At 69.1% G+C, this 14,606-nt stretch carries 7 protein-coding genes; 1 reads left to right on the forward strand and 6 read right to left on the reverse strand.

The features are described from left to right. Positions 1-128 precede the first annotated feature (128 nt). Complete coding sequence (locus tag P12x_RS10830; protein WP_435010877.1) at positions 129-1,634, forward strand: TolB family protein; 1,506 nt, start codon at positions 129-131, stop codon at positions 1,632-1,634. Positions 1,635-1,637: 3 nt separating this feature from the next. Here P12x_RS10830 and P12x_RS10835 read toward each other — a convergent pair whose 3' ends face one another. The 6 genes from P12x_RS10835 to P12x_RS10860 all read right to left on the reverse strand — a co-directional run bounded on the left by P12x_RS10835 (position 1,638) and on the right by P12x_RS10860 (position 14,603). After that, positions 1,638-3,053: a pyridoxal phosphate-dependent decarboxylase family protein gene (locus P12x_RS10835; RefSeq protein ID WP_435010878.1), complete on the reverse strand. Its 1,416-nt coding sequence runs from the start codon at positions 3,051-3,053 to the stop codon at positions 1,638-1,640. 108 nt (positions 3,054-3,161) lie between these two features. Next, a complete protein-coding gene (locus P12x_RS10840; RefSeq protein ID WP_435010879.1) occupies positions 3,162-6,122 on the reverse strand; it encodes a PVC-type heme-binding CxxCH protein in 2,961 nt (986 codons plus the stop codon). A 35-nt stretch (positions 6,123-6,157) separates the two neighbouring features. Further along, the gene (locus P12x_RS10845) at positions 6,158-10,768 is read right to left on the reverse strand and encodes a PVC-type heme-binding CxxCH protein (protein ID WP_435010880.1); all 4,611 of its coding nucleotides are present in this window, start codon (positions 10,766-10,768) and stop codon (positions 6,158-6,160) included. A 48-nt stretch (positions 10,769-10,816) separates the two neighbouring features. Next, the gene (locus P12x_RS10850) at positions 10,817-11,818 is read right to left on the reverse strand and encodes a WD40 repeat domain-containing protein (protein WP_435010881.1); all 1,002 of its coding nucleotides are present in this window, start codon (positions 11,816-11,818) and stop codon (positions 10,817-10,819) included. Between the two features lie 203 nt (positions 11,819-12,021). Next, positions 12,022-13,335 (reverse strand): DUF1501 domain-containing protein, encoded by a 1,314-nt coding sequence (locus P12x_RS10855; protein ID WP_435010882.1) that lies wholly within the window; start codon positions 13,333-13,335, stop codon positions 12,022-12,024. 83 nt (positions 13,336-13,418) lie between these two features. Beyond that, positions 13,419-14,603: a cytochrome c3 family protein gene (locus P12x_RS10860; RefSeq protein WP_435010883.1), complete on the reverse strand. Its 1,185-nt coding sequence runs from the start codon at positions 14,601-14,603 to the stop codon at positions 13,419-13,421. Positions 14,604-14,606: the final 3 nt, after the last annotated feature.

Below are 14,606 nucleotides of genomic sequence, written 5' to 3' on the forward strand. Positions count from 1 at the left end.
TGGGAACCCGAGAACCGAGCCCGATCGGTGGGCGATGACTCCTTGCGATCGAGCCCGGGCAGGATACCCTGGAGGCCGGGTTCACCGGCGGGTCCGAGATTTAATCCGAGGATCGAGGGGGGTCGATCATGGGACAAGTCGTCCGGGTCGCATTCGCGGTCGTCCTGGTCCTGACGGTCGGGCGGGCCTCGGCCATGCCGCCCCGGGCCGGCTCGCCGGTCGGGATCTTCGAAGACCACGCCGATATCGGCAACGTCCTCCACCCCGGCTCGGTCGAGCACGACCCGAGCACGGGGGCCTACGTCGTGGCGGGCAGCGGGGAGAACATGTGGGCCACCCGCGATGACTTCCATTACGCCTGGAAGCGAGCCTCCGGCGATTTCTCATTCGAGGCCGAAGTCGCCTTCGAAGGGACCGGCGTCGACCCGCATCGGAAAGCCTGCCTGGTCATCCGCCAGGGGCTCGAGGCCGACTCGGCCTATGTCGACGCGGCCCTCCACGGCGACGGCCTGACCTCGCTCCAGTTCCGCGAGTCCGCCGGAGAGAAGACCCACGAGGTCCAGTCCAACATCAAGGCCCCTCGGCGGCTCCGGATCGAGAAGCGAGGCCTGTACGTCCGGATGTTCCTGGCCTCCGAAGGGGGCGAGATGGCCTTCTCCGGCGCTGCGGTCCGCATGGCGTTTCGCGAGCCCTTTTACGTCGGTATCGGCGTCTGCTCCCACAACAAGGGAGTGGTCGAGAAGGCCGCCTTTTCCGGGGTGACGTTCACCCCGATCGGATCGGGGGCCGAGAAGGAAAAAGCGGTCCTTTACAGTACCCTGGAGACCCAGACGCTCTCCTCGACCGACCGCCGGGTCGTCCGCGTCGCCCCCGGTCGGATCGAGGCCCCCAACTGGCTCGACGGGTCGACCTTGCTCTACAACAGCGGAGGGAGGCTCTACCGGATTCCCGCGGCAGGGGGCGAGCCGGAGGTCATCGACACCGGCTTCGCGACCCGGTGCAACAACGACCACGGGGTCTCCCCCAACGGGACCATGCTGGCCATAAGCGACCAGTCGCAGGCCGACCGACAGTCGCGGATCTATACCCTCCCCATCCAGGGGGGTTCGCCGAAGCTGGTCACGCCGACCGGCCCGTCGTACTGGCACGGCTGGTCTCCCGACGGCAAGACCCTGGCCTATTGTGCCCGACGCGACGGCGAGTTCGACATCTACTCCATCCCGGTCGAGGGTGGCACCGAAACCCGCCTGACCGACGCCAAGGGACTCGATGACGGTCCCGAGTATGCGCCGGACGGCAAGTCGATCTTCTTCAACTCCGACCGGTCCGGCACGATGCAGATCTATTGGATGAAGGCCGACGGGACCGGCCAGGAACCCTTGACCTCCGACGAGTTCAACAACTGGTTCCCCCACCCCTCGCCCGATGGCCGAACCCTGGTCTTCCTGAGCTTCGCGAAGGATGTGGAGGGCCACCCCGAGAACAAGGACGTGACGCTCCGCCGGATGACGCTCGACGGCGGGAAGATCGACGTCCTGGGGCGTATCTTCGGGGGGCAAGGCACCATCAACGTCCCTTGCTGGTCCCCCGACGGGAAGAAGATCGCCTTCGTGACCTATCAGCTCGTCCCCTGAGGATCAGCCACGCTCGGCCTCCCGACGGATGACGGCCCAGAGGGCCTCGACCTGTTCGCGCTCGGTCGTCTCGGCCCCGATCGAGACCCGGACCATCCACCGACCTCCGAGGGTGGCCGGGGTGAGATAGGCCGCCCCCGATCGGTTGACCCGCTCGGCCCAGGCTCGGGTGTGATCGTCCAGGGCTTCCCCTTCCAGGCCGGGCGGCTGATGCCGGACGCAGACGGTCTGCAAGGGGACCGGGGCTACCACCGACCATCCGGGCGCGGCCCGCACGGCCTCCTCCAGCCATCGGGCGTTCTCGATGTCGCGTCGGAGCCGGGCTTGCAGGGCGGCCACGCCTTCGAGCCGGAGCAGGAACCAGAGCTTCAAGGCCCGGAATCGGCGGCCGAGCGGGATGCCCCAGTCGCGAAGGTTCTTGACCCGCTCGTCGCTCGTCGACCGGAGATAGCTCGGGTTCGTCGACATCACGCGGACCAGGTGCTCGGGATCGCGGACGTAGTAGAGCGAGCTATCGAACGCCACCCCGAGCCACTTGTGGGCATTCAGGACGATCGAGTCGGCCCCCTCGACGCCCTCCCAGAGCCCTCGACACTCGGGCAGGATCATGGCGGAGCCCGCCATCGCGGCGTCGACGTGGAGCCAGAGCCCTTGCTCGCGGGCCAGGCCGGCAATCGCGCCGAGCGGGTCGATCGCGGTCGAGGCCGTGGTCCCGGTCGTGGCGACCACCGCACACGGACGCCTCCCATTCGCCCGGTCCGAGCGGATCGCCTCACCTAACGCATGGGCGTCCATCGCATACGCTGCGTCGGTTTGGATCGATCGGACGTTCTCCCGCCCGAAGCCGGCGAGGAGGGCGGCCTTCTCCACCGAGCTATGGGCCTGATCGGACGCGTAGATCACCAGCGGCGCCGGTTCCGACTGGAGCCCGCCCCGCGCCTGCCCGTGGCCGGTCGCCCGCTCCCGGGCGCAGATCAGGGCGACGAGCGTGCTGGTCGAGGCGGTGTCCTGGATGACCCCGGTCCAGGCTCCGGAGAGGCCGACCAGTTGGCGGAGCCAGTCGACGACCACTTCCTCCAGCTCGGTCAGGGCGGGGCTCGACTGCCAGGAGAGACCCAGGACGCCCAGGCCCGTGCTGGCGAAGTCCCCCAGGACGCTCGACAACGGGGCGTTGGCCGGGAAGTAGCCGAAGAAGCTCGGGTGCTGCCAGTGCGAGAGGCCCGGGACGATCAGCCGGTCGAGGTCTTCCAGGATCGCGCCGAAGGCTTCGGGAGCATCGGGGGCCGAGCCGGGAAGCTGATCCTTGATCTCGCCGGGCTCGGTCCTCGCCATCACGGGAAGCCCGGCCAGGCGTTCGCGATAGTCGGCGATCCAGTCGACGATCTCGTGGCCGTGCTTGCGGAACTCGTCGGGGGTCATGTCCGTCTCACCAGGGCAAAATCGGGGAGAAGATGGTCGATGGCCGATCGGGAGGTCTGCTCCCTCGGCCATCGACCGTTCTTCCCACCGCAAGCCGTCAGGCCCGCCTCAATTCTTGCCGGAAGGGGCGGGCGTTCCCGACCCGAGTGCCCGGATGTAGGCGATCAGGTCGGCCATCGCCTGGGGGTCGAGCCCCTGGTCCAGCCCCTCGGGCATCAGCGAGAGCCCGGTGGAGAGGACCTGGTCGATCTGGCCCCGGGCCACCACGTCGGAGGCCCCCTCGGCGCGTTTCAGGGTGATCGCCCCGGCCGTCTCCTCGGCGATCAGGCCGGTCAGGGTCCGACCATCCACGGTCGCCACCGAATAGTTGACGTAATTCGCCGCCACCTCGCGATTGGGGTCGAGGATGTGGACCAGCAGGTCTTCCGGCGACCGGCCGGCCACGGTGGTCAGGTCGGGACCAACCTGCGCCCCCTGCCCCTCGGCCCGGTGGCACGTCGCGCAAGCCTTGGTGTAGGCGAGCTTGCCTCGATCGGGATGGCCGGTCAGTTCCAGGGCCTGCTTGTATCGGGCCAGGACCGCCCCCCGGTCGGGACGGGCGGCGCCGGAGAAGAGCGCGACCGCCCGCTCCCTGATCTTCGGGTCGCGGTGCTCCAGGAGGGACTTGGTCCGGGCGGGATCGAGCTCGCCGGGCGTGATGACCTTGATCTCGACCGCCGTCAGGAGCGATTCGAGCCGGTCCGGGCGGGCGAAGAGGACCTCGGCGGCCTCGCGACGGGTGGCGGGACCGGCCGCCTTCCACCGGTCGACGATGGCCGGGCCGACCCGCCCATCATTGAGATTCCCCAGCGCCTGGACGGCCGCCACCTGGATGCTTGAAGGCTCGCGGGCGTCGAGCAGATTGGGCAAGACCTCCAGTGCCGGGTCGATCGGACCCAGGGCCAGCAGTCGGATCGCGTCGAGCCGGGCAGGGGTGGACGCGTCGGAGGAGCCGGCCACGGTCGCGGCCCTCGCGAACAGCGGGGCCACCCGGACCGAGGCGGGCCCGCTCAGGACCGAGGCGAGCGAGCCTCCCGAACGTCGGAGCCCCTGGCCCAGCCCGAGGATCGCCGCGAGCGACTCGGACGGGGAGGACGACTCGCCGGCGAACTGTTCGAGGAAGGCCTGGACATCGTCGGGACGATTCTCCGCCCCCACCATCGAGGCCAGGTCGCCCAGCCACTCGCGACCCGCCGGGGTGGCGAAGAAGCCGGGCCGGGAGGCCAGGGTGTCCACCAGGGGGCGGACCCGGCCCGCCACCGAGCTGAGGACCGCCACGCGGGTCCATGGGTCGCCCGAGTCCCGGCTCGCGATCGAGGCCAGGGCCTCGACCGCCTGGGGGTTGGCCACATCGCCCAGGGCCAGGGCCAGCCGGAACCGGACCATCGGATCGGGGTCGCTCGCCAGGGCGAGCAGGGCTCCGAGCAGGGCGGGATCGCCGTCGGCCCTCGGGCCGGCCAGGCTCGCGGCCTGCTCGCGGACGCCGGGCTCGGGGTCATTCAGGGCCATCAGCGTGGTCGGGGGATCGAGCTTACCCAGGGCATCGAGCGTCCAGAGGGCGTGGGCCCGGCCCAGTGCCGTCGGCCTCGACTGGACCAGGGCGATCAGGGCGGGAACGGCGGTCGGGTCGTCCCGCTCGATCAGGAGCCGCTGGGCCGTCTCGCGCCACCAGGCGTCGGGGTCGGCCAGGGTCTGGACCAGCTCCGCCGTCGAGGCCTTGCTCAGCTTCGGGGCGGGTCGTCGATGAAAGCCGTCGGGGACGATCTCGTAGAGCCTCCCCCGGTCGCGACCGCTGGTGAGGTCCAGGTGCTTCTTGATCGGTTCGGGGATCGAGACCGGATGCTCGATCGTCTCGCGGTACATATCCAGGACCAGGAGCGTCCCGCTGGGGGTGTTGGCGTAGTTCACCGGGCGGAACCAGTTGTCGGTCGAGGCGATGAACTCGACCCCCTCGTCGGCCCGTCGGGCGGTGAAGATCGAGCTATCCCGGCTCATCGTCTTTCTGTGGACCAGGTTGCCGCCGACGTCGCCGACGAAGGCGTTGCCCCGGTACTCGAGCGGGAAGGCCGACCCCCGGTAGATGGTCACGCCGGTGGCCGAGGTGAAGAACCCCGCCGCGTGGAGTTCCGACGGCGCGGCCTTCTTGACGAAGGCCGGGTCGGCGGATCGCTGGCGGGTCCGGACCACTCGCCAGGGCTCGGGCGGGCTGATCCGGAAGACCGGCCCCGCCCCCCCTTCGACGGCGATGTCGGTGGTCACCGTCGAGGTCGCCAAGGCCGGGTTCCGCTCCAGCTCGCGGGCGGGCAGGACCACCTGCCGGATGTGGTTGCTGTTCATGCAGACGAACCGGTGGCCCCAGTCGTCGAGGGTGTGGCCGAACTGCCCTCCGCCCGAGATCGCCTCGAAGGCCGACCCATCGGGCTTGAACCGGTAGTCGCGGCCCCGGACCGTCACCGGCTTCGCTTCGGGATGAGCGAGATTGACGATCTCGCCCCCGTTGGAGCCCGAGGAACCGTAGATCCAGCCATCCACGCCCCAGAGCAGGCCGTTCAGGAGCCCCTGGACGTTCTGGGACCCGAATCCGGTGAAGACCACCTTGCGGACGTCGGCCTTGCCGTCGCCGTCGAGGTCCTTCGCATAAATGATATCGGGGACCGACGCGATGAAGACCCCGCCGTCGAAGGGAACGATGCCGGTCGGCCACGAGAGGGCGTCGAGGAACTCGCTCCGCTTGTCGAACCGGCCATCGCCATCCACGTCTTCCAGGAGGCTCACGCCGCCGGTCGGGACCGGTTCGGCGAACGGATACCCGCGCATCTCGACGACGTAGAGCCGGCCATCGGCATCATAGGTGGCGGCCACCGGGCTCTTGACCAGCGGCTCGGAGGCCGCGAGGTCGAGCTGGAATCCGGGGCGAATCCGGAACGTCGCCCCGGCGTCGGCCGGTTCGGTCGCCCGGATCCGGGGGAGTTCGCGGGCCAGATCGTCCTGCCCCATCGCGGAGGCACAGGTCAGGACGAGCGCAAGCATGGGAAAGCTTCGATGCATGGCGGGCGTGTCCGAGGTCAGTTCTGGGGCGGGCGTGGTGTCAGCGTGACGGAGCGGAGGTCGAGCAGGGCGCCGCGGATCGGGCCGGCGGGGCGGACTTCCAGTCGATGGGTCCCGGCGGGGAGGGTCATCTCCCGGACGAAGAGGCTCCGGTAATCGGACCAGGAGCCGGTCGAGCCGATGGTCCCTCGTGTGGTCGTGCCATTGGCGCGGATCAGGAAGGAGTCACCGGCCGCCTCGTCGGCACAAGCGTAGTCGAAGGTGACGGTGAACGTCGAGAGCCGATCGACCCGGAGGGTCCAGATCGCCCGATCCGAAGGACTATGCCAGTAGCCCAGATTACCAAACTCGGGCTCGAAGGTCAGGGTCTCGCCGAAGATCGCCGCCGACTCGGCCAGCAGGTGGAGCGAGCCATTGGCGTCCTGGGCGATGGTCCGGGGGCGATTGCCGGGCAGGTCCTTGGGGCGGTTCGACGCGTCGAGATAGGCGATCAGGTCGGCCAGGTCGTCCCGCGAGAGGTCGCGTTCCAGCCCTTCGGGCATCAGCGATCGGCCGCTGTTCTTCAGCTCTTCCAGGTCGGCCCGGAGGATCACGTCGGACTGGTCGTCCTGCCGCTTCAGGGTGAGGGCGTTCCCGGTCTCGGAGGCGATCAGGCCCGAGAAGACCCGGCCGTCCGTCGTGGCGGCATCGTAGCCGAAGTATCGGGCGTCGACCTCGCGGTTGGGGTCGAGGATCGCCACGGCCAGGGCCTCGGCCGACGTGTCGGTCAGGGCCTCCAGGTCGGGGCCGACCGCGTGCCCCTTCCCGCCCAACTTGTGGCACCCCGCGCAAAGCCGAGCGAAGACCCGCTCTCCCCCGATCGGATTGCCCGCCCGACCCAGGCTCTCGCGATAAGCGGCGACCACCTGGGCACGCCCTTCGGTCCCGGCGAAGAGCTTCGAGGCCCGGGCCTGGAGCGATCCGTCGGCCAGGGACAGGAGCCTCTGGCGATGGGCGGCGTCGACCTCGCCCGGCCGGATCGCCCCCGATTCGAGACGCGAGAGGACCACCGGGGTCCACTCGGGCCGGTCCAGGATCGCGTCGATCGCGGCCACACGAAGGGACGGGACCAGCCCGGGCCATCGAGCCAGGATTCGGTCCGGGATCCCGGGATCGCGGAGCCGGGCCATCCGTCCCAGCGCGGCCGACTGAACGCCCAACGGCTGGCGAGGACCCAGCAGGTCGGCCAGTCGATCGAGGTCGGCATCCGAGGCCGGATCATCGCGACCGAGGAGGCGGATGGCCGAGACGCGGTCCGACAGATCGGCCCTCTCTTGAAGGGCCAGGCCGCGAGCGGCCTCGTATGCTCGGGCCAATCGGTCGGCCTTCGACCGGAGCGCCCCGGGCAATTCGGTCGATCGCCGTCCCGAGTCGAGCAGCGAGGCCAGGAGAGCGAGTCGCCAGGGCGGGATCGAGCCGCCGACCGGCTCAACGATGGCCTCGATCACCCCCGCAAGGGCCTCGGTCGTCCCGGTCGAGGCGAGGGTGGCCACCAGCGGCTCGACCAGGCTCGAACGGTAGGCCGGGTCGAGTTCGGCGGCCATCACGACCGCGAGGATCTCGCCCGTCCGACGGACCGACGAGCTATGGACCGCGGCGCGGACCCACGAGTCGGAGGCATCCCGGACCGCCAGTCGTCCCAGGGCCCGGCCCGCCCTCGGGTCGTCCCACTCCCCCAGGCTCAGCGCAAGCTGATAGCGGACGCGGATCTCGGGGTCATCCGCCAGAGCCAGGAGCGCGGGTCCGATCTCGGGATCCGACCCGATCCGGCCCTCGGCCAGTCGGACCGCTTGCTCGCGGACCCCGGGATGCCGATCGACCAGGCCCGCGCGGATCAGGTCGGGAGTCAGCGACCCGAGCCCGTCGAGCGTGCAGAGGGCCTGCATCCGGACTACGGCCCGGGGGCTCGACCGGGCGAGATCGATCAGGATCGGCGAGGCCGATGCGTCCATTCGGTGGACCAGGAGACGCTGGACGAGGTCGCGTAGGGTGCCGTTGGGGCTGTCGATCGCGCGGGCCAGGTCGGGCGTCGTCCGGCGATCGAGGATCGGGATGGCTTGCGGAGCCTGCCCCTCGCGGACGACCCGGTAGATCCGCCCCTTGTCGGCCCCGGCCCGGACGTCGAGGGTCGCCAGCCGATCGGGGCTGATCCATCGAGGGTGCTCGATCACGTGCCGGTACATGTCCACCACATAGAGGGCACCATCCGGCCCGGTCCGGACCTGGACGGGACGAAACCAGTGATCCGTCGAGGCCAGGAACTCGGAAGCCTGCTCGTCCTCGGCCCGATGCCCGGCGAAGGTCACGCCGTCGGCCGAGACGACCTCGCGATGGACCGCGTTGTGGACCGGCTCGCAGATGAAGGCGTTGCCGAGATAGGCGACGCCGAGGGTCGGGTCTCGATGGATCAGGGGGCTGCACGCCGAGGTGACCTGGCCCAGGCTCTCGGGGTGGTTGTACCGCTCGGCCGGCTCGCTGGCGGGGAAGACTCGGCGGTTCTCGGGATCGCGGGGGACGTAGACCGAGGGGCCGGGCGACGCGACGTGCTGGTTCCGGCGGGCGTAGTGGTCGGGGAGCGGATAGTGCTGGATCCAGATGCTGTTGTTGCCGCCGAACGGGTTCCCCCAGTCGTCGCGGACGCGACCTTGCTGGGTCAGGCCGGAGGCGGGCTCAAAAATGCCAACGTCGGGCTGGATCCGAAAGTCGCGACCCCCGAGGATCACCTCCTTGCCCGTCCGCTCGCCCCGGATCGTCCCGCCGATCAGTCCGTTCGCCCCGTAAACCCAGTTGTCCAGGCCATAGGCCAGCCCGTTCACCCGAGCCTGGTAATTCTCGGTGGCGAAGCCTCGATAGAGGACCTCCCGACGATCGGCCTGGCCGTCGCCGTCGAGATCCTCGGCATAGATGATATCCGGGGCCGCGCAGATCAGGACCCCCTTGCGCCAGGCCATGACGCCGGTCGGGAACGGGAGCCCGCCCAGGAAGCGGGTCGCCTTGTCGAAGCGACCATCCCCGTCGAGGTCTTCCAGAAAGCTGACCCTCCCGCCGGGTTTGTAGTCGCCATCGGACCCGCTCGGGTAGTCGAGCATCTCGGCGACCCAGAGCTTGCCGTCGCCCCCCCAGTCGATCGCGACCGGGTCGAGCACCAGGGGCTCGGCCGCGACCAGTTCCACGCGAAGGCCGGGCTTGACCAGGATCGAGGCGAGCCCTTCGGCGGGCGATCGAATCGGCGGGATCTCGGCCGCCTTCTTGGCCTCGAACGAGTCGGGGACGATCTCGTGGACAGCATCCAGGATCAGCTGTTCGACCCCGGGCTTGAGCCGGGTCGGCCGGGCGTAGTAGACCATGGCCCCGCCCCCTTCGTAGCCCCCTTCCCGGAGGATCCGCTCGGAGGGGATGTAGCAGGGCACGTCGTTGGCGTAGGCAACCGTCCAGGTCCGCTCGGGGTCCAGCTCGGACTTGATCCGGAGGGCGTAGTCGACCACGACCTCGCCGGCCAGGAAGACGATCTCCAGGTCATCGCCGAAATTCCAGGACTGGACGACATAGTCGATGTCGGGCTGGAGTGCCCCGTCTCGGTCGAGGCGGGCGAGCTGGATCGTGGCGTTGTGGCCGGGCGGACCTCCCTTGGCGGCGAGGGCTTCAAGCTCCTCGCGGGTGGGCAGCGTGTCGAAGGGGAGCTTGATCCGGGCGATCTTGCCGACGGGCGGGTCGTTGATCGGGGTGAGCGGGCCTTTGAGGAGCCGGGCGACCTCGGCCCCGATGGCCTGACCATGCCGGTGCGCGATGTTCGGGCCGGGTCGGTCCTTGGGGTTGGAGTCGGCCCCGCAACCGATCAGGACCAGGGCGGTCGCTCCCGGATTGTCGGCCTCGATCGCCAGCCGGGCCTCGCCGGCCCAGTCGGGACTGATGAGGTTGTCGTCACCGTTCAGGGTCGTGCAGTGGCAGGCATAGGCGATCAGGACCGCGCGGACCTTGCCGTCGGAGTCCACCGCGCGGAGCATCGGCAGGTCGTGATCGACCGGCCCCCCCTTGGTCCGTCGGTTCATCGCGAAGTCGGCCTTCCCCTTCCCCCGGGCCAGGAATGCGGGTCGACGATCCTTGAGGGCCGCGAGGCAAGCCTCTTCGAGCTTGTCGATCAGGTCACGACCATACTGTTCGACTCGGGCCAGCTTCTCGGGAGGGAACGGCTTGCCGAAGATGTTGGGGGCGACACCGGGCAGGCAAGGGGCCGTGTGCGTGTGCGACGAGCCGACCGCCAGCCGCTCGCGGGCGATCCCGGCCTTCTGCTTGAGCCGGGCGGCCAGGTCGGCGACCATCGCGTCGGGGATGCCCAGGTTGTCCACGGTCAGGACGATCGAGGGCCCTTGTTCGTCCGACCCGATCGCCAGGGCTACGGCCTTGATCGGGATCTGAGTGCCCTTCGACTCCTCGAGGTTCCGGGACAGGAAACCGTTCAGGAGGATCGGGCCTTCCGGCGTGATGTCCACCGACGCCACACCGACGGCGATCGCCCGGCCCTCGTCGGCCGGGAGGGGGCGGGCCGTGGCCACGAGCCCCAGGGCGAGGAAGATGGTCGCGAATCTCATGGTCCGTTCCTTCGACGATGTTGCTCCGACTCTCGACGCCGGATCGGATCAGACCTTGATCTCGTAAGCGGCGACCCGATGATATCCGACGGCGAGAAGAAGGTCGGGCGAGTCGCCGAACGAGCCGTCATAAAGGTGGGCGGGGGCCTTCTGGTTCACGGCGACGGCCTTGCCCTTCAGGTCGAAGATCATCAGGAAGCCGTCGTTGGCCCCGCCGAGGCCCGCGAGTCGCCCGCCGTCGGGGAAGTAGAGCAGCCGCTCGAAGATCCCCTTGGTCCCGTCGACGTTCAGCTCGAAGGTCCGTTCCCCCTTCTTCCAGTCGAAGACCTCCAGGCGGGCCAGCCCTTCCAGGTGGTCGATGTTGCCGATCTTGCCGATCCCGCCGACGGCCAGGCTGTTGCCATCGGGCGAGAACGCCAGGGCCCGGATGCCGCCGATCGAATGCCGGCGCTGGACGGGGTCCCAGGTGTACATGACCGGGGCCTCCATCGTGGCGACCGACTTCCCCGAGGCGATCTCCCAGACGACGATGTGCCCGAGCTTGTCGCCGGTCGCGACGTGGGCACCATCGGGCGAGATCGCGCACGAGTGTAGCATCGACGGATAATGATGCGGCGTGATTTCCTGGTGACCCTTCAGCTCGTGGCGGATCGATCCCGTCTCGGCGTCCCAGAGCCGACAGGCCATGTCGTCGGCCACGCTGGCGATCGTCGATCCGTCGGGCGTGGCGACCACCCTCCGGATCCATTTCGAGTGGGCGTCGACCGTCCGGATCTTCGAGCCGGATTCCAGGTCCCACCAGATCAATTTGCCATCGTAGCCGCCCGAGACTAGATGCTTGCCCGCCACCGCCAGGCCGGTGACATAGCTCTCATGAGCCCCCAGTGACTTCGGCTCGGACTTCTCGGCGGCGAGGTCGACGTCATAAACCTGGAAGTCCGAGCCGCCGAACAGGACCCGCTGCGACCCGGTAACCCGGGCCATCCCGAAGACGATCTCCTTCCGGGAGATTTCCCTGGTCACCTTCAGAGCCTCGGTGTTCTCGAGCATGGTGCGAGCCTCTTGGTGGTCAGTGGCTAGTGGCTAGTGGCTAGTGGCTAGTGGCTAGTGGCTAGTGGCTAGTGGACAGTAATCGAGGCAACTTTGTCATCAAGCGATCGTCTAGGCCCTCACCCGGCCTTCGGCCACCCTCTCCCAGAGGGAGAGGAAGTGAGAATTGACTAGCCACTGACCACTAGCCACTAGCCACCGATTCAGGCCAGGACGTCGGCGATCGGCTCGGTCCCGGTCTCGGTCAGGGGGACGGGGCGGGTGCCGACGATGTAACTTTTCTCGTGATTGATGCCGATCGCCCGATAGATGGTGGCGAACAGCTCGGCCGCGCCGATCTCGCCGTCGACGACGGCCTGACCGGTCTCGTCGGTCTTGCCGAAGACCGTGCCCCCCCTGATCCCGCAGCCGGAGAGCGTGGCGCTCCAGGCCGAGGCGAAGTGGTCGCGGCCCAGGCTGGCGTTGATCGTCGGGGTCCGGCCGAACTCGGCCAGGGTGATGACCAGGGTGTCCTGCAAGAGCCCGCGCTCCTCCAGGTCATCGAGGAGGGTCGACATCACGAGGTCGAGCTCGGGGACGAGCTCCTGGTGAGTCTCGAAGTTCTGGCCGTGGCTGTCCCACCAGGCTCGGGCGACCCGGACGAAGGGGACCCCGGCCTCGATCAGGCGGCGGGCCACCAGGGCCTGCTCGCCGAACTGACTCGGGCCGTACCGGTCTCGGACGTTCTGCGGCTCTCGCGAGACGTCGAAGAGGGTGTCGCTGGCCATCAGGCCCCGGACCCGCTGGTAGGCCTCATTGTGCGAGGAAAGCGCGGTCGAGGGGCGTCCTCGCTCGAACCGGCGGGTCAACAGTTCGCGGAGGTCGGCCCGCTCCCGGTGATCGAGCTCGGTGAGGGCCTCGGGCCGGCGGATGTTCTCGGGCATCAGATTCGTGGTCAGCTCGATCGGCGAGAATCGCGAGCCCAGGAACCCGGAAGCCCCGGGGGCGAAGTCTCGCCCTTCGGTCGGGGCGTAGAACGAGACGTAGTCGGGGACCGGGCTCTGGGCCTTGCCCAGCTCCTTGGCGATGACGGCCCCGAGGTCGGGATAGCGGACGCTCGGGTCTTCCATCCGACCCCGCATCATCATCCGGGCCGCGCCGCCGTGGTCGCCGTTCTTGGTGTTCAGAGACCGGATGATCGAGGTCCGGTCCATTCGCTGGGCCATCCTCGGCATCAGCTCGGAGATCCGGATGCCCGGGACGTTGGTGTCGATGGCCCGGAACGGCCCCCCGGTGGGCGTTCCCGGCTTGGGATCCCAGGTTTCCAGCTGGCTGGACGCCCCCGCGAGCCAGAGGAGGATCACGCGCTTCTGCCGCTTCTTCAGCTCGCCGGCCAGGATCGGGCTCTTGAGCACGTCCATCAGCCCCAGAGTCCCGGCGACCCCCGCCGCCCCGGCGGCCAGGGTCCCGAGGAAGCGCCGCCGGTCGATCGCATGATCGGCCGAGCCGCAGAAGTTCGGGCGTCGAGTCTCGGCCATGGCGGGGGCTCCTTGGGCTGGGTCTGATGGTCGGGCCGGGAGATTCCGGCGTCAAAGGGCGAGGATGGCGGGCCGGACGGCTTTCAAGGGGCATGAACGGGCGGGGTTGCGGTTCCGGGTCGCGCCCGGATCCAGTGGTCGGTGAATGCAACATGCTGACCCGTGTCGACTTTCGGCATGTGACATCCGATGCAGCCGTCCCGAGGCGAGACCGGGCAGGTGGTGGCGGGGGCGGCGGCGTGGCAGTTGAGGCAGGCTTTCTCGTAGCCGATCCGGTCGGAGGAGACCCGGGCGTGGGGATCGTGGCAGGTCACGCAGCTGAATGCCCCGGCGCTCTCAGTATAGCAGGCCGACTGCGAGATCCCGACAGGCTGAAATCGGGCCAGGCCCGGATTCTCGGGGCGGATCTCGCCGGGCATCATCCGCGAGGAATCGCGGTGGCACTGGCCGCAGAGCGAAAGTTGGGACTGGGCCGTCCAGCTCCCGGGGCCCATGGCCATCCGGAGGTGAGCCCTGCCCGCCCGGGCGTCCTCGACATGCTTCCGCGCGGGGCCGTGGCAACGCTCGCACGAGACGTTGGGAATCATCTCCCTCAGGTTGAGGCCATCCCCCACGGCGGCGGTCCGGGTGGAATGGCAGCGGAAGCATTTGAGCGCGACCGCCGGAGTCGGCTTTCGGCCTTCCGGCGTCGTCCCTGGGGCCTCCGCCCCGGACCTCTGGCCGGGAGTGATCTTCAGGGCGTCGCCGTCGGTATAGTGCGTGAGCCGGTGTTCCTTGACGATCGGTTTCGAAGGATCGAGGAGGGTGAGGAAGGTGGTCGCATGGTGGCCCGAGCCGAAGGCGAAGTCGACGATATTCCGCTCCACGTCCTCGCCCTCCTTCCGCTCGATCCAGAACTCCCCATCGCGAATGTCATACGACCAGTGGACGTCGGGCCGCTCTGGGTCGACTTCCGTCCGCCCGGCAAGTTGCCTCGTCAGGGGCAGCCCGGTCGCGGGGCGGAGCGTCTTCGCGTGTCCCGACCTCGGATAGCGGGCGGACTCGATCGGGTGGCATTCCCCGCAAGACTGGGCGCCGATGTAAGGGCCGAGCGAGACTCGATCCGCTTCCAGGGCGACCGAGAACCTCGGCCTCTCGACGGGCGAGGGTCGGCCCAGCCACCAGGCGAGCCCGGCGATCAGGACCAGGGTCCCACCGACGATGACGAGTGCTTCCCGGACCTTGCGGGGGTCCCGGGGTCGATCGTTCGTGGGTCCGGTTTCCACCATGGC

The organism is Tundrisphaera lichenicola (genome assembly GCF_051175385.1).
GTDB lineage: Bacteria > Planctomycetota > Planctomycetia > Isosphaerales > Isosphaeraceae > Tundrisphaera > Tundrisphaera lichenicola.